The sequence below is a fragment of the Okeania sp. SIO3I5 genome, assembly GCF_010672085.1.
Lineage (GTDB): Bacteria > Cyanobacteriota > Cyanobacteriia > Cyanobacteriales > Microcoleaceae > Trichodesmium.
On the sequence record NZ_JAAHHT010000236.1, the window covers coordinates 1 to 14,941 of the forward strand.

Consider the following 14,941-nt stretch of genomic DNA (forward strand, 5'->3'; position numbering starts at 1 on the left):
CTTCTAAGCTAGACACGGATTTGGCCACGGATACACGGATGGATGTAGTCCACTACTAGACTGTTTCTATCACCGCCTCGCAATGACAATAACTTCTAAGCTAGACACGGATTTGGCCACGGATACACGGATGGATGTAGTCCACTACTAGACTGTTTCTATCACCGCCTCGCAATGACAATAACTTCTAAGCTAGACACGGATTTGGCCACGGATACAGGGATGGATGTAGTCCACTACTGGACTGTTTCTATAACTGCCTCGCGACAATCTCTGAAAATAATACTGTCGTTGTGAGGGGGGAAGGAAAGGTAATTATTTTATGTGAAGCACCCCGACTGAAGTAATCTCTTTTATTATACCGGAGATTGCTTCGGCGCTCGTTAATAGTAAATCCTAAATGCAAACAAACTACCCCCAAACTATACAGATCGCTCCCAGACTTTGCCTTTCCCATCGACTGTTCCGGGGCGCAATATTCTGCCGAACCAATAACCGTTCCAGTCACCGTCCGACGTTGAGTTTTCGGCAGAACTTTAGCTGCTCCAAAGTCAACCAAAACTAACCTTTTATCCGCCTCTCTCCTAATAATATTCTCCGGTTTAATATCCCGATGAATCACATTATGACTGTGAACAAACTGCAAAACAGATAATAAGTCTATTAACAATTCTCGAATCTTACTTTCATTAAAAACCCCGCGATTTTCTAACTCTTTTTCCAGGGTTTCGCCTTTAATAAATTCCTGGGTGGTGGTGCTGAGGAATGGTAGAGAGAGTGTGGGAGGTGTGGGAGGTGTGGGAAGTTGGTTCGTGTGGGAAGTTGGTTCGTGTGGGAAGTTGGTTCGTGTGGGAAGAAATTACAAAACTTATGTATCTTCGCCATTCCTCAGCAGAACTACCAATTCCTGTACTAAATATTGACGACTATCCACAGAAAAATAAGCAAAAAGTTCAGGAATTTGTGAATGCTTTCCTAACAACTCCAACCTTTCCGCTTCCTGTGCAAATAACTCCGCAGTTTTAGCCACAGTTGCCGTTCCCTGAGCTTGAGGAAGAAACTGTTTAATCACACAAAAAGGTTGAGAAGGTTTAAACTCATCCACAGCTAAAAAAGTTCGACCAAAACCACCAAGTCCTAGAATACTTTTTGCCCAATAACGTTCTACAAGTAATAATTTATTTCCGCATTTTTGACAGAATTGAAAATTATCAGGATTAATAGTTAAACATTCCGGGTTGAGACATTGGGGCATAATTAATAATTAATAATTAATAATTAATAATTAATAATGGATAATTACAGCATATTCCACCTTTGTGAGGTAAACCTACGCGAGCAAGATGCTCGCACTGGATAAATTTAATTATTAATATCTGTACTTCATATACTTGGAATCTGCTGTAATAATTTTATATTGGAAATCTCAACCAACGATTAATGAAATTATTCAGGCGATCGCTCAGAGAAGGTTGAGGCCAGTTTCCTTTTCCTGTATATTTTTTTACTAACTGATGACCCAGGGGAGTGAGACGAAAATGATCTGTAATTCCTTGTCCATCAACTTCTCGCCTCAGTACCCCTACCTGGATTAGCCATAATAGATAATCTTCAGCAGCTAATTCTGATAAGGGGGAATTTGTGTAGCTATTTTTTAAACCTGCATCAGAAACTATTGATTTTAATCCCACACTTTCAGAAGACATTGTGACAAATAAGTTGATTTGAAATGGGCTACAACTAAGCGCTCTTTCTGCCCTTTTTTCAGTAGGAGTGGGGTATTGGAGTGAAATTAAGTTTGGAGATTCTAGCGAGGCCATGTTAAGGGTATATATCAATAATTGAAATTTGTATTTTTAAGTTAACAAAAATTATAGTTGTATATATTAAAAACCTAACCCCCCTGCCCCCCTTCCCTACAAGGGAATAGGGGTTAATAAGCCTCTCTCCTCGTAGGAGAGAGGTTTGGAGAGAGGTTTTTATGAGTTTATAAACAGCTTCTAAATCAAGGATTTTTAATTTTTAAATTTCATAAAATACACCTATCATATAAACAATATTTTTGATGTGATTGACAACACAAAGAAGGATAAAACTATAAGTTAAAAATTGATTTTTTTTAATCATAGAGTCGAAAAAATAATTTAGAACAGATTTAAAAATAAAAAGTTTTTAAGCAGTACACAATATTTTAAAATAGTAATAAGTTTTAAAGATAAAAAAGGAACCCATGGCATTATCTGTTGGCACTAAAGCGCCTGAATTCACGGTAAAAGATACTAACGGCAACACTGTTTCCTTATCTGATTTTGCTGGTAAAACAGTAGTTATGTATTTTTACCCTAAAGATGATACTCCCGGTTGCACCAAGGAAGCTCAAAGTTTCCGAGATAACTACGCTGAATATCAAGGCAAAGATATGGTTGTTCTTGGTGTAAGTATGGATGATGAAGCTTCCCACAAAGCTTTTACTGAGAAATATGGTTTACCATTCCAATTATTAGCAGATGTTGATGGTGCTATCACTAAAGCTTACGATGTTGAGGGTAGTAGTGGATATTCTAAGCGCGTTACTTATATTATTGATGCTGAAGGAACAATTTCTCACGTTGATGAAAATGTGAAAACTGGTAGTCATGCTCAAGATATTTTAGAAGTCGTTGGCGCAAAATAATGTTGTGCTAATTGTTGGTATCCAAGAGAATTCTGATATTTGAGCTTGGTTACTTACAGCAATGCATGAGGATGCTGAGGTACAGACGATTATTCGCAAAGGTTAGAACACATTAAAAGCTTACAGCAGTTTTCATTTCAGTAAACCACAGTAGGGACGTTCCATGGAACGTCCCTACGGGGTTTTGGTTCTGACGATGTGGTTCATCAATCTGAAAAGCGCTGTAAAACTCAGACAAAGTAAGATTTTTCCTTCTCCCCCCTTTCAAAGGGGGGTAGGGGGGATTCCTTCTGCCTTTTACTATATCGTTGGGTTGAGGCAACGAAACCCAACCTACGACTTAACTTAATCCTGCACAAATAAACCCACTCCAATACACCGGATGCTCAAAGGGATGTTCCTTTTTACACGCTGCTTTCAGATACTGATTCTTATAGTAATTAATGCGCTGATAAATAACATCAAGTTTCACTCTTTCCTTCTCCCACTCCTGATACTCCGCCGAATCTTGGGCATAACTATCCCGTCTGACTTTTGCTTCCTTCAGTTGCTTATATGCTGCCTCCAACTTCTCCCCTAATGCCTCCTCTAATTCCTTTTTATACCGCTTCTTCAGCTCCTTCCCTGTCAACTCCCGTAACTGTCGTTGTGCTAGTTGCAATGCTACAGAACGATTTTTTCCCTCTTTGCGCAACTGGTGATAAAATATCGAAAACAAACAAGTTCCTAGATCGTCCACTGCCCACAAACTGCTAATTACACCTCTGGCACCCGCACACAAAAATCCTGTATTTAATGTCAATACATCATCGGAGATTGGCACTACACCAAAATTGGTCTCACAACAGTCGATGAATACTTCGTCTAAGTCAGGGAAACGGAATGCAGGAGATAATAGTTGCCCCAAGGTAATTCTGCCATCGGCTAAAAGTAATGCTGATTCCATACAGTTGTCTACGCGAGATTGGGCGTGATGGGTTGACAATAACCGTTTTACCTGAGACAATAATAATTTGTATTGGCCAACAGTTGCAGCTTCACCCCGGAGGCGTTGGTTGTCTGGCACTCCATACATTTTGGCTATATGTTGCGCTTCATAGCTCGAACAAGGTAAGTCGTTGTGAGTGTCTTCGACGATGCCATAGTCTACTTCTGCTGCTGTCACTTCTGGACGTTGGGTACAAAAGTCTAGCACTTGGCAACTGGCAAGGGTGCGGATACGGAAATAGTCTCCTAGAAAGGTGTGGGGAGTGTGGGAGGTGTGGGAGGTGTGGGAGGGATCGCTTCTGACTTCTGACTTTTGACTTCTAACTTCTGATGTATCACTTCTAACTTGTGAATTTTGAATTTTGCATTTTGAATTTATGACTGGCATTGCGCTCCAGGGGAGAAAGTGTAAGTTTAGATGGGGAATTAATATCAATTCTTCAATATCTTGGAGATAAGACTTGCATAACTCCTCTAATTTTAGCTTCCTACCTATATCCTCTAAAAATCCAGGCATCTGTTGTTGCCATTCCTGGCGCGACGAGAGGTAAGACCGCAACCATCTTGCAATCCAATTTTGCAGTTTTTCAATCCCCAACCCACTGTAGATATGAACCTTAACCCCATTTTGTCGCACTACGAATAAATAGGTATTGTCGTCGATGGTATAAAAACTCAATATCGCTGTAGTCGGTTGCTGTATCAATGCTTGGATATTATGAAATTCTAGTGGTGTAACTTGAATTCCATCTGCTAATACTCGGTCTAAACTACGGATTTTTTTATAAACTTCTTGCTTTTGAGCTTCTAATTCGGCAATGCTTTCGTTTCTTGCTTTTATGGCAGCTCGTCCCCTGGTTGCTGCTGCTAACTCTGGTCTCTCTGCGTGACTGTCTCCTTGTTGTTGTTCCCAAAGTTGATCGATCTGCTGTTGAATAGTTTCGTGCTTTTCTAACCATTCTTTGACTTCCACAGGTATTTCACCTAGTGAGTAGAGGTCGTTACTTGCCATTAAATCTACTAACCGTTTGGAGCGTGACCTCTCTACATATTCTAAGGCTTTTTCTATTTGATTGGCATTCACGCAAGCTTGTACTATATTTTGGTAGACTCCAATGGCATTTTCCAGGATTTCTTGGCGGCGATCGTCGTCTGTTGACCAACTGCGAATTAGTTCTACTGCAGTTACAGCCTTTTCGTAGGCAGGGATGGCAAGTTGCCAGTTATCTTGCGTGAAGTGCAGGTTGCCTAAGTTGCGGGAAGTTCCGAGACAATTAATCGGATTAGTTTTGGGAGCGTCAACTTCCAACGCCAAATTAAATGCAGCAATAGCTTTTTCCAGATTCTGTGTCCGGTCGCCTCTGATTCTCTGATAATAGGCACCGCCTAGATTGTTTTGAGTCTCTGCCCACTCAAAGGGGAAATCTTTTTTGGTGCGAACTTCTAATGCCAGATTAAATGCAGCAATAGCATTTTCCAGATTCTGTTCCTGGTCGTCTCTGATTCTATTACTGTAGGCATTGCCTAGATTGTTTTGACTGGCTGCCCACTCAAAGGGGAAGTCTTTTTTGGTGTAAACTGACAACGCGAGATGATATGCAGCAATAGCATTTTCTAGATTCTCAGCCTGGTCGCCACTGATTCTATCATTGTAGGCAGCACCTAGATTGTGTTGAGTCCTTGCCCACTCAAAGGGGAAGTCTTTTTTGGTGTGAACTTCTAATGCCAAATTATATGCAGCAATAGCATTTTCTATATTTTGTGCCCGGTCACCACTGATTCTATCATTGTAGGCATTGCCTAGATTGTTTTGAGTTATTGCCCACTCATAGGGGAAATCTTTTTTTGTGTGAACTGAGAACGCCAAATTATATGCAGCAATAGCATCTTCTATACTTTGTGCCCGGTCACCTCTGATTCTGTCAAAGTAGGCATTGCCCAGATTGTTTTGAATTTTTGCCCATTCATAGGAGAAATCTTTTTTGGTGCGAACTTCCAATGCCAGATTAAATGCAGTAATAGCATTTTCCAGATTCTGTGCCCGGTCGTCTCTGATTCTGTGAAAGTAGGCATTGCCTAGATTGTATTGAGTCATTCCCCACTCATAGGGGAAATCTTTTTTGGTGTAAACTGACAACGCCAAATTAAATGCAGCAATCGCATCTTCTATATTCTGTGCCCGGTTGCCTCTGATTCTCTTGCAGTAGGCATTGCCTAGATTATCTTGAGTCCATGCCCACTTATAGGGGAAATCTCTTTTAGTGTAAACTTCCAACGCCAAATTAAATGCAGCAATGGCTTTTTCCAGATTCTGTTCCTGGTCGTCTCTGATTCTATTACTGTAGGCATTGCCTAGATTGTTTTGAGTCATTGCCCAATCTATCGGGAAATCTTTTTTAGTATGAACTTCTAAGGCCAGATAATATGCAGCAATAGCATTTTCCAGATTCTGTGCCCGGTTGCCATTAATTCGGCCCCAGCAGGCAATGCCTAGATTGTTTTGAATCGCTGCCCAATTTTCTCGGTTACTCTCACGGGTAAAGACTTTTAGCACCGCTTCGTAACCTGCAATGACGATTTCCATGTTATTTGCTTTGTTGCCGAGGGGGAAGTCCTTAAGGTAGTAGCTGAAATACCAAATAATATTGGCAATGAATTTTGCTAGGTTTTCCTCCGCTTTGGAAAATTTAGCAGTTGCCCAGTTTCGTAATATATGGGCAAGGTTATTATCGAGTTTATCTAGGTTTGCTTGCAGGAGTGGGTAGATGACATTGGAATCGCCGTTGCTTTTGGCGGTTGCTTCGAGTACCTCCATCAAGAACTTCAAATAGTCTTCGGATGAGTAATTAGTTGAGGGAGAAGATTCTGAGATTTCCAGCACTTCCACAAGCTGACTCTTGAGATGGCCTAAAAAATTAGCAGCGTTTTGAGCTTTTTGGTCATCGTTTTCTGCGAGTTGTTGTGCAAAAATTTCCATTACTTGGAGTAACCCTTCATCTACTAACTCGCGGTTATCTTCGAGGATTTCAACTACCTCGTTGGGGCAGGTTAGCAGTTGTTGGATGAGGTTGGCGTATGCTTCTATGGGTTGTTCGTCCATTTTTAGTTATTGGTTAGTTGATATCTATATATTTATCTGTGTTTAGGGTTGAGGTTTATGTAGTTTTATCCCCCCTAACCCCCCTTGGGAAGGGGGGGACTGGAGAGATTGCGATCGCTAAAAACTGCCTCACATTATCCGTGCATCTGTGGCCAAATCCGCGTCTAGCTCCTATCCCATGGTTAATCCCCCCTAACCCCCCTTGGCAAGGGGGGGACTGGAGAGATTGCGATCGCTAAAAACTGCCTCACATTATCCGTGCATCTGTGGCCAAATCCTGATCTGGCCTCTTCTTGCTCTTGAGCGATCGCTATTGATAGTTTTCTCCTGCTGCAATTAAAACCTCTAGATAAAGGCGATCGCTTACTCGAAAGTTAGCTTGCTGAATAAGAGCATCAATTATCGGTCTAATTTCAGTCACGAACCCTCGTCCCTTGGCAACCAGAAGAATGCCCAATAACCCGGTAATATTTAGCCCTAGACGGACTGCTTCTTTCCTCCCCAAGCGTTCGTCAATCAGTAATTCCTCCGCTTTAAGCTCTTGAGCAAGAGCTATTGCTTCAGACTCTCCCCGGTCTAAATTAGAGTCAGTTTGTAGGGTTTTAACCAGTTGAATATTGGTAGGTTGACAAACTTCAATCCAATCTAGGGATAAAACTTGAGTGATTCGCGGATCATCTTCACCACCTCGCTCTAATTCATCTGCTACAGCAGGAGGAATCAACACCCGTCCATAAATTTGTTGCAGCAACGGCAAATGTCCCACTATTACTAACCCATTGAGAGGAGATGTGTCGCTGACAACAATCATAACCACCCCTTCCCAGTCAAATGCTGAATATCCTCCTGTAATTCAGCAACATCATAATGGATACAAATGCCACGGTCAGCAATTAACTGTTGAAAACGAACCTGTGACATATTCAACAATTCTGCTGCTTTTCCCAAACTAATCTTTTCCTGCTGAAAAAGCAACAAAATAATTTCTAACAGAAGTTCGTCTTCCGACATTCCACTCGCTTTGATAATTTCAGAGGAAATAATCATACTCATTTTTTTCAGTTATTAGTTATCAATTATCAGTAGTTAACTATCTTCTTGTGTTAAACTCTCTTTCGCTTTTCTAAATTCAAGAATTTTTTGATACAAACTTTCGTGGGTTTCATCTTCAAATAGCTGATCTTTGAAATCAAGATAATCTCCTGTCCCCAAATTACAAGCGGCAACAAATTGGAAAAATTTTAAGGGTTCTAAATGCTCTTTAAGAATTAAAAGAGCTTCTTGAATCACTTCTTTTTCATTAGTTGTTCTGGTTGTCATAAGATACCTCAATCATAAAATCAATAGGGTTAGCAGTTTTAATGGTTGATAAAGTTTGACAGCGGTTAATCAATCTTCGGTCACAAGTTATAAAGTAATCACTTTGTGAAGCTTCAGCACAGGCAACATGATAAGAGTCAAGTAATTTAATTCCTTGAGTTTGTAGTTGTTTAGCTCGTTTTTATTCTAATTGTTCCATTTTTTGATAAATGGTTGCTAAAGTCAAAAAGTTGGTGATTTTTTCTTGTCTGGTTAGATCGGAATTAAATAGATTTTCATATTCTATTGGTTCAGAGTTAACTAATTCAATCTCTCGGTTTTTAATCATCCCCAAAATCAACAAAACTGCTTCAGTTTCTAAGGCAATTTTATTCTGTGTTTGGTCATCAAAAGGACGATTATAAACACTGGTATCTAAATAAACCCTAATCACATTATGCTACCTCCTCAATCAGTTATTAGTTGTTAGTTATTAGCTTTTTCAGGTTTGGTTTATCCCCCCTACTGCCTTGGGAAGGGGGGGATTGGAGTAGAGAGAGGCGATCGCTAATTTCTATCTCAATAAATTTGTACAGACTTAGTATTAATTTCTGTCAAATTTGTCAATTTAGTATCATTTGTAAACAACTCCGCATTTTGTGACTGTGCTGTTGCTGCCACAATTGCATCAGGAAGTTTCAATCTGTAACTTTTCCGTAAAGCGATCGCTAACTCTTTAATATGATAGTTAATATCAACTACTATTATTTGAGCCAAAAAATCACGAATTTGTACTTCCTCAACAGGAGTCAAATTGGGATAAGATAGTAATTCTATTTCTGTAACTACAGACACAAAATATGTAGCATTAGGTAGGGGGTTAACTAACCTTCCAGATAAATAATATAAAGCCACATTTATATCTAGTACAATTAAACGTTCTATCACTGCCATTCATCCCTAATTTGTCGTTGATATTCCAAAGGATCAATACTCAGTTTCATTATCCCTGCATACTTACTCAAATCCACATTTTCTTTTGCTTCTGATGACTGAAAAGCTGCCAACAACTTTTCTATTTCTTGCCAGTCTTGATAGTCAATTAAAACTGCCACAGGACGCATAGTTTCATCAGTAACTATTTTCTTCTTAAAATTCCGCATAATTTTCTACAATTGGTTACTAAATATATATAATACAATAGTTTATCAAAATAAGGCTTTGTTAGGTTTCACTTTCTTCTACAAAAGCTTATCAGTTATCAAACTTATTCTCTTTCTCTTTCTGTCCGGCGATCGCCCTCAATAAATTCCTCAAATAAATCAAAAAAACGTTCCAAAGCATCTCTTTCATCTGTCGAATAAAACAAAATAATATTCGCCCATGATTTTGAGGTATCAACCTTAAATTTTGCTTGAATCCATTCTTGAAAACCATCAAAACAGTAGGGCGTATTTAGAGGTTTGCTAGACTCATATTGAGCTACATTATAGCCTGATAAAAACGCTTGTAAACACATAATATACGGCCTGCCCAAATAAACATTTAGCTTATGTTTAATTTTTTGAATAATATCGTAAACCCTATGCATTTTTACTCCTTATTAATTAATTGATTATAGTCGAGTAGGGTGCGTTACGCTCCGCTAACGCATCATTTTTTAGTGAAGCGTAACCCAACCCACAAATTATATCAAATCCGGTAGTTTTTTTGTAAATAAAGCAGAGAAACCGGGTTTGTATTAAATGCCCCGCCATAATAACATTAACCTCCAACAAACCCGGTTTCTTATAGCTCCAAAACAACCGGATTTGATATTACTTGATAATTAATTCCTTATGTAATTTTTGAATTATATAGTGGTGCGTTACGGCTAGCGCCTAACGCACCCTACTAGACTAATTAATTCATAAAATCCAATCATATTTAATCTCAAAAATAATAGGTCCAGTAGGGTGCGTTAGCGGAGCGTAACGCACCATTTTTTAGTGAAGCCTAACCTAACCCACAGATTATATCAAATCCGGTAGTTTTTTTGTAAATAAAGCAGAGAAACCGGGTTTGTATTAAATGCCCCGCTATAATAACATTAACCTCCAACAAACCCGGTTTCTTATAACTCCAAAGCAACCGGATTTGATATTACTTGATAATTAATTCCTTATGTAATTTTTGAATTATATAGTGGTGCGTTACGGCTAGCGCCTAACGCACCCTACTCGAATACTATTGCAACATTTTATAACTTCTAACTTCTACTATTCTCTTCCAAATTTCTACTAATTTATCCATCAAATCTTCTGCTAAGTCACTCAATTCAATATCCCCATTCTCATCATCTCCTTCTTTCAAATTTTCCATCAAATTATCAGCTAATTCTCGTTGACTACTTCCCGAATATATCGCAAACAAATTCGTAGCAGCAGCTCGCCACTCATAATCTTTTTTAGTCCGATAAATCCACTCCAACTGAGCAATAATATTAGTCAAATCTTCTGTTTCTAACCTATCTTTGACTCTAGCAAAAACCGAATCAATATTCTCAGTAAAAGCATTATTAGCTGATTCTAAACGTTGCAAACATTCAAACAAAACCTCTATATGTTCTAACTCATCAATTTCGACTGCTTCGGGCATTTCGTCTGGCTCATCCATTGGCAAAAAACCCAATATTTCCCCAGATTGTAAACTCTCTTCTAACCGAACAAAAACATAACCGATTCTATCTTCAAGTACCTCTGGCGGTAATTCTATTTCATCCTGTTCTGGTAATACGAAACGACATTCTAATTGACCGACATTAGGAATAGCCAAATCTGCCACATTATGATAAAAACGGATTGCCGGATTCCAAGAATCAGATGCTTCTAAATCTGTAGAAATATTCATCATTTTGAGAAAATTATCTACAGCATAAACGACTAAAGTATTTAGATAAACTTGAGTCTTTTTTTCAGTATTAGATTGTTGGGCTGCAAATTTTTGAGCATAATTATGAGCCTCAATAGGGATGAAAATATTCATAGTTTGATTGTCTATAGTAGTCATTATTCGCCTCCTGAAAGTTCGTTATAAATTTGCTGCAAAAGTGGTTTACATTTTCTTTTCCAATGTGCTGCTATCGTTCCCTGGGAAACATTCAATTCATTTGCCATTTCTTCCCATTTTTGCGGAGGATTTCTTAACAAACGCCGTTGAGCAATTTCCCCACAAGTACATTGAGGAGATTTTTTAGGATGACAATCTAACTTTTGAATTGCTGCTGATAGTTGTTCGTGAAAATCTTCTTGAATTAAAGTTTCCATCAGTTCAGGAAATTCACCAGCAATAACGTCTCCTAAAGTCGGTATATTTGAATCATTATTGCTACTATAAATTTGTGTATCAAGAGAAGTTTCTCTCTGCAATTTTTTATTTTCTTCCCTATACAAATCCTTAATTCTGTATCCGAGACGCAACCCATACCAATTAATCCACGATTTCAGATTATCTAAAAGAGACTTTTTTCCTGACTGAATTTGTTCAAATTCGCTAGATATTCTTTGAGAAAATTCTAACTGAATCTCTTGCAATAAATCTGGATATTTTGGGTGTGGGGATGTAGCAAGTATTTTGCATTTTAAAATTAGGCTCCATAACTTAGTAAAAGCTCTCTCCCATTCCTGACTTCTCGGACTTTCTTTGCGGAAATTAGCGATCGCTTCACGGAGCAAATCATCATTAGATTTGTCATTACACATTTGAGTCACAGAAACGTATTTTGACTTAACCATTTAACTAACTCCAACTTTACCATAAATCATATTTATTTTTGCTCCTATGTAAGTTGGGTTGAGGAAGGAAACCCAACACAATTTTATCTGTGAAAAATTTGTTGTGTATGGGTTATAAAACTAAACCCATACGTCTAAAATCAATCTATATTTAATGCTTTTCCAGATATAGAAAATTGCTGAGGATAAGCATCATCAAAATAAACATTAATTTGCCAAGAAATTTTGACTTCTGCTAAAGGTTTAGATATATTAGATAATATGGTATTAGTGGGAGTTTTGCTTTCAACTTTTCCGGCACAATTTGCTAAAAAGCTCACAAAAATAGCCACAATAATTACATGAAGTTTTTGAATGATTATAGTCATTGTTTCCTTTAATTGTTAAGTCGATAATTTTGGGCTATGTAAAACTGTAAATTATCTGTTCTAATTACTTAACGGATTGAAGTAGGGATATTTTTGCAATTATGAAAAAATTTTTTGTTGATAATTGTTTTGAAAAGAGGGAATAGGGAATAGGGGGAAATAATTAATGATATCAAATATGCTTGGCAACGGAAGCGTTATAAGAAACCGGGTTTGTGGAATGTCAATATTAGTATGGTAGAGCATTTGATACAAACCCGGTTTCTCTGCTTTTTTATACCGATACTACCAGATTTGATGTGATTTATGTACAATAATTGACTTGATCAGAACTTACGCAGAACCACCATATCTAGTAGAGGGCGAATGCCATTCGCCCCTACATAAGGTGTATAATTTGGTATTTTGCGTAAGTCCTGTTGATTTTTGATTATTGGAGATGTCTATTGGAAAAAAACCTTCTGCCTTCCTTCCATTCAAGTATAAGTATTCTACCGGATTTGATATTAAAAGGGGCAGAAGACCTGATTTTTTGGTTAGAGATTACTTTTTAACTTTTAACTTTTGACTTTTAACTTTTGACTTAGAAATATTTCCTAAACCCAATTTAAATCCATTAAAAAATTAGCAATTCTTTGAGCTGCACCAGACTTCCCCATTCTCCGAATACCATTTTGAGCAATTAACTCTCGTTGCTCTGAGTTCTCTAATAAAGACTGAACTGCACCTGCAACTTCTTGAGGATTTTTGACCAAAATTAAAGAAATTCCTAACAGACGACTTTGAGCTTCCGCAAAAGCAAGTGTAAATTGGGGACCATTGCCAGGAATAGCGATCGCTGGTTTCCCTAAACCGACAAATTGTTCTGTAGCGGTACCTGCCATAGCAATAGCTAAATCTCCCCGATGTACAAATTCTGGAAAAGCTTGTTGATTTAAAATCATACTGGCATTTCTATTCTGAGAAATAAATTTTAGGGGAAAATGAATACTTCCTTCTCCAGAAAAAAAGGTAGGTTGAGGATTATCCGTTGGCAGTTGTAAAATACTGCTTTGAGTTTGAGTCTTAATGTCTCGTTCAGCTCGCCAATGATAAGATTTGAGCAGTGTACTAAAAGCTTCTAAATCTAAATTAGGAGCGATCGCTGCTAGGAACACAAACTTTTGTTGTGGAAAAGTTTCCAGCAACCCTGTAACTGCCTGAATAATAATTTCCCAATTTGCATAAGCTTCTGGAGAACGAGATCCTGGTAACAAAGTAATTGTTATTTGACCTTGCATCCTTAACATCTGAGCATCAGAATGATACACTGACAGCACAGCGCTCTCCAACTCTACACCATCCATCATTGGGTTTCCCAAAGAATAAGCTCGAATAAACTTTTTCCGTAATATTTCTGTTGTTAACTCATCTCTAGCAAGTACCCCTCTACATTTTCCCCTACTCATTAACCAACGTTCCCAAGGAAAGTAAACCGATCCTGACCAAAGTAGGAAACTTTCTATCCAAGACTTGGGGGGAAGTTGCTCGGTTTCATCTCGGAGCAGATATTCTGATTTAGCAGTTCCTAAAAAAACATAAGGCGCTCCACTAAACCAAGCAAATAATAAAGGTACAATATCCCCAACTGCCAAAATAACTACTTGATTACCTAACTTAGTTTCATAACTGATCCAATATCTCAATGCTTTCAGTTGAGCGAAGGTAACTTTTAATAAACCACCTTTGACATCTCGCCATAACTGTTTTCCATCCATATAGATAAAACCACCAGAAGGCATTCTTTGTCGGGGGCCAATAATTGAAAGGTCAGCTATTTTACTATAAGCTTGTCCTTCTCCCACTATCGGTAAGGCAGCAAGACCAGGAGGAAGAGGATATTTTTGCAGTTCTTGGAAAATAGAGCAAGCGATCGCATCTTCTCCGTGACCATTACTCAGGCAAAGTATCTTTAAGGTCATTTTAGTTATAACAGGGAATAGGGAATAGGGAATAGGGAATAGGGAATAGTTGGAAAAATTAGGGAACACATAAGAGTTGGAAAAGCATTTCCTAGTCTAAGATTCGTCATTAGACATCTTCAGAAAAGAGGGAACAGGGAACACTTAACTGGGAACAGGAACAGGACTTACGCAAAATATCAAATTATACGCCATCTGTAGGGGCGTTACGAAGTATGCGAAGCAAACGGCCGTTCGCCCCTACTAGATATAGCGGTCTTGCGTAAGTCCTAAGGAAGAAAGAATAGATAACTTCTGGATGAGAATTGATTTGATTTTTAATTTTCACGCCTATGTCTATTAGTCATTATCCTAATAATTCGCTCAGTTTAGATTTTTCCTGACAAAACCTAGAAAAATCAGGGAATAGGGAACAGGGAAAAGTTGGAAAAATCAGGGAAGAGTTGGAAGAACATTTCCTAGTCTAAGATTCATCATTAGTCATTATCCTAATCAATTCCCTTACTTTAGATTTTTCCTGACAAGACCTGGAAAAATACAGAAAGAAAAATTAACACCTCCGACTATTCCCCATTCCCTTTCCTGACTAATAGACTTTTTCAGCAAGTCCTAATTAGTTCGTAATTGCAGCACATTAACAAGTAGTAGAAGTTAATATAGCGTTTCTCAGCAATCGTGAGGTACACCTATCTTTATTTGTTCCTATTTCCTATTCCCTGTTTCCTATTCCCTATTCCCTATTCCCTGTTCCCAGTTAAGTGTTCCCTGTTCCCTAAAAC

Annotated in this window: 15 protein-coding genes and 2 pseudogenes; 2 read left to right on the forward strand and 15 right to left on the reverse strand. The window is 38.3% G+C overall.

All coding sequences use genetic code 11. The features are described 5' to 3' along the window. Nucleotides 1-397 precede the first annotated feature (397 nt). Nucleotides 398-748: pseudogene (locus tag F6K40_RS32705) on the reverse strand (protein kinase domain-containing protein); the annotation flags it as partial. A 1-nt stretch (nucleotide 749) separates the two neighbouring features. Here F6K40_RS32705 and F6K40_RS41675 point away from each other — a divergent pair. Then, nucleotides 750-923 (forward strand): hypothetical protein, encoded by a 174-nt coding sequence (locus F6K40_RS41675; RefSeq protein WP_293142157.1) that lies wholly within the window; start codon nucleotides 750-752, stop codon nucleotides 921-923. On the opposite strand, the pseudogene F6K40_RS32715 reads toward F6K40_RS41675, so the two are convergent. Together F6K40_RS32715 and F6K40_RS32720 are read right to left on the reverse strand one after the other, a co-directional pair. Then, a pseudogene (locus tag F6K40_RS32715) lies at nucleotides 899-1,255 on the reverse strand (4-Cys prefix domain-containing protein); the annotation flags it as partial. The gene F6K40_RS41675 and the pseudogene F6K40_RS32715 overlap by 25 nt on opposite strands. A gap of 157 nt (nucleotides 1,256-1,412) precedes the next feature. After that, nucleotides 1,413-1,820 carry an Npun_F0494 family protein gene (locus tag F6K40_RS32720; protein WP_293142159.1) on the reverse strand — a complete coding sequence of 136 codons (408 nt, stop codon included), beginning with the start codon at nucleotides 1,818-1,820 and terminating at the stop codon, nucleotides 1,413-1,415. Nucleotides 1,821-2,230: 410 nt separating this feature from the next. Here F6K40_RS32720 and F6K40_RS32725 point away from each other — a divergent pair, with 410 nt between their 5' ends. Then, nucleotides 2,231-2,674: a peroxiredoxin gene (locus F6K40_RS32725; RefSeq protein ID WP_293142161.1), complete on the forward strand. Its 444-nt coding sequence runs from the start codon at nucleotides 2,231-2,233 to the stop codon at nucleotides 2,672-2,674. Between the two features lie 340 nt (nucleotides 2,675-3,014). On the opposite strand, the gene F6K40_RS32730 is transcribed toward F6K40_RS32725, so the two are convergent. The 12 genes from F6K40_RS32730 to F6K40_RS32785 all read right to left on the reverse strand — a co-directional run bounded on the left by F6K40_RS32730 (nucleotide 3,015) and on the right by F6K40_RS32785 (nucleotide 14,162). After that, nucleotides 3,015-6,761, reverse strand: a complete 3,747-nt coding sequence (locus F6K40_RS32730; RefSeq protein WP_293142163.1) for a CHAT domain-containing protein — start codon at nucleotides 6,759-6,761, stop codon at nucleotides 3,015-3,017. Between the two features lie 310 nt (nucleotides 6,762-7,071). Beyond that, on the reverse strand, nucleotides 7,072-7,572 hold the full coding sequence (locus F6K40_RS32735) for a PIN domain-containing protein (RefSeq protein WP_293142165.1): 501 nt from the start codon (nucleotides 7,570-7,572) through the stop codon (nucleotides 7,072-7,074). Further along, a complete protein-coding gene (locus tag F6K40_RS32740; protein ID WP_293142167.1) occupies nucleotides 7,569-7,814 on the reverse strand; it encodes a UPF0175 family protein in 246 nt (81 codons plus the stop codon). The genes F6K40_RS32735 and F6K40_RS32740 overlap by 4 nt, the downstream gene beginning before the upstream one ends. Nucleotides 7,815-7,847: 33 nt before the next feature. After that, nucleotides 7,848-8,081 carry a hypothetical protein gene (locus F6K40_RS32745; RefSeq protein ID WP_293142169.1) on the reverse strand — a complete coding sequence of 78 codons (234 nt, stop codon included), beginning with the start codon at nucleotides 8,079-8,081 and terminating at the stop codon, nucleotides 7,848-7,850. 181 nt (nucleotides 8,082-8,262) lie between these two features. Beyond that, a complete protein-coding gene (locus F6K40_RS32750; protein ID WP_293142171.1) occupies nucleotides 8,263-8,514 on the reverse strand; it encodes a hypothetical protein in 252 nt (83 codons plus the stop codon). A 125-nt stretch (nucleotides 8,515-8,639) separates the two neighbouring features. Beyond that, on the reverse strand, nucleotides 8,640-9,014 hold the full coding sequence (locus tag F6K40_RS32755) for a type II toxin-antitoxin system VapC family toxin (protein WP_293142173.1): 375 nt from the start codon (nucleotides 9,012-9,014) through the stop codon (nucleotides 8,640-8,642). Further along, complete coding sequence (locus F6K40_RS32760) at nucleotides 9,005-9,223, reverse strand: hypothetical protein (RefSeq protein WP_293142175.1); 219 nt, start codon at nucleotides 9,221-9,223, stop codon at nucleotides 9,005-9,007. The genes F6K40_RS32755 and F6K40_RS32760 overlap by 10 nt, the downstream gene beginning before the upstream one ends. Nucleotides 9,224-9,327: 104 nt before the next feature. Further along, nucleotides 9,328-9,651 (reverse strand): hypothetical protein, encoded by a 324-nt coding sequence (locus F6K40_RS32765; protein WP_293142177.1) that lies wholly within the window; start codon nucleotides 9,649-9,651, stop codon nucleotides 9,328-9,330. A 635-nt stretch (nucleotides 9,652-10,286) separates the two neighbouring features. Beyond that, nucleotides 10,287-11,108 carry a DUF1822 family protein gene (locus F6K40_RS32770; RefSeq protein WP_293142179.1) on the reverse strand — a complete coding sequence of 274 codons (822 nt, stop codon included), beginning with the start codon at nucleotides 11,106-11,108 and terminating at the stop codon, nucleotides 10,287-10,289. After that, on the reverse strand, nucleotides 11,108-11,833 hold the full coding sequence (locus F6K40_RS32775) for a sigma-70 RNA polymerase sigma factor region 4 domain-containing protein (RefSeq protein ID WP_293142181.1): 726 nt from the start codon (nucleotides 11,831-11,833) through the stop codon (nucleotides 11,108-11,110). Before F6K40_RS32775 ends, F6K40_RS32770 begins: the two co-directional genes overlap by 1 nt. A 140-nt stretch (nucleotides 11,834-11,973) precedes the next feature. Beyond that, entirely contained in the window at nucleotides 11,974-12,201 is a 228-nt protein-coding gene (locus tag F6K40_RS32780; RefSeq protein WP_293142183.1) for a hypothetical protein, read from the reverse strand. A 596-nt stretch (nucleotides 12,202-12,797) separates the two neighbouring features. Continuing rightward, nucleotides 12,798-14,162 (reverse strand): lipid-A-disaccharide synthase-related protein, encoded by a 1,365-nt coding sequence (locus F6K40_RS32785; RefSeq protein WP_293142185.1) that lies wholly within the window; start codon nucleotides 14,160-14,162, stop codon nucleotides 12,798-12,800. Nucleotides 14,163-14,941 lie beyond the last annotated feature (779 nt).

Excerpts from the sequence above, each read along its gene's own strand:
- F6K40_RS32720 (WP_293142159.1), bottom strand. The coding sequence starts at position 1,820 with ATGGCCTCGCTAGAATCTCCAAACTTAATTTCACTCCAATACCCCACT.
- F6K40_RS32725 (WP_293142161.1), top strand. The coding sequence starts at position 2,231 with ATGGCATTATCTGTTGGCACTAAAGCGCCTGAATTCACGGTAAAAGAT.
- F6K40_RS32730 (WP_293142163.1), bottom strand. The coding sequence starts at position 6,761 with ATGGACGAACAACCCATAGAAGCATACGCCAACCTCATCCAACAACTG.
- F6K40_RS32735 (WP_293142165.1), bottom strand. The coding sequence starts at position 7,572 with ATGATTGTTGTCAGCGACACATCTCCTCTCAATGGGTTAGTAATAGTG.
- F6K40_RS32740 (WP_293142167.1), bottom strand. The coding sequence starts at position 7,814 with ATGAGTATGATTATTTCCTCTGAAATTATCAAAGCGAGTGGAATGTCG.
- F6K40_RS32745 (WP_293142169.1), bottom strand. The coding sequence starts at position 8,081 with ATGACAACCAGAACAACTAATGAAAAAGAAGTGATTCAAGAAGCTCTT.
- F6K40_RS32755 (WP_293142173.1), bottom strand. The coding sequence starts at position 9,014 with ATGGCAGTGATAGAACGTTTAATTGTACTAGATATAAATGTGGCTTTA.
- F6K40_RS32760 (WP_293142175.1), bottom strand. The coding sequence starts at position 9,223 with ATGCGGAATTTTAAGAAGAAAATAGTTACTGATGAAACTATGCGTCCT.
- F6K40_RS32765 (WP_293142177.1), bottom strand. The coding sequence starts at position 9,651 with ATGCATAGGGTTTACGATATTATTCAAAAAATTAAACATAAGCTAAAT.
- F6K40_RS32770 (WP_293142179.1), bottom strand. The coding sequence starts at position 11,108 with ATGACTACTATAGACAATCAAACTATGAATATTTTCATCCCTATTGAG.
- F6K40_RS32775 (WP_293142181.1), bottom strand. The coding sequence starts at position 11,833 with ATGGTTAAGTCAAAATACGTTTCTGTGACTCAAATGTGTAATGACAAA.
- F6K40_RS32780 (WP_293142183.1), bottom strand. The coding sequence starts at position 12,201 with ATGACTATAATCATTCAAAAACTTCATGTAATTATTGTGGCTATTTTT.
- F6K40_RS32785 (WP_293142185.1), bottom strand. The coding sequence starts at position 14,162 with ATGACCTTAAAGATACTTTGCCTGAGTAATGGTCACGGAGAAGATGCG.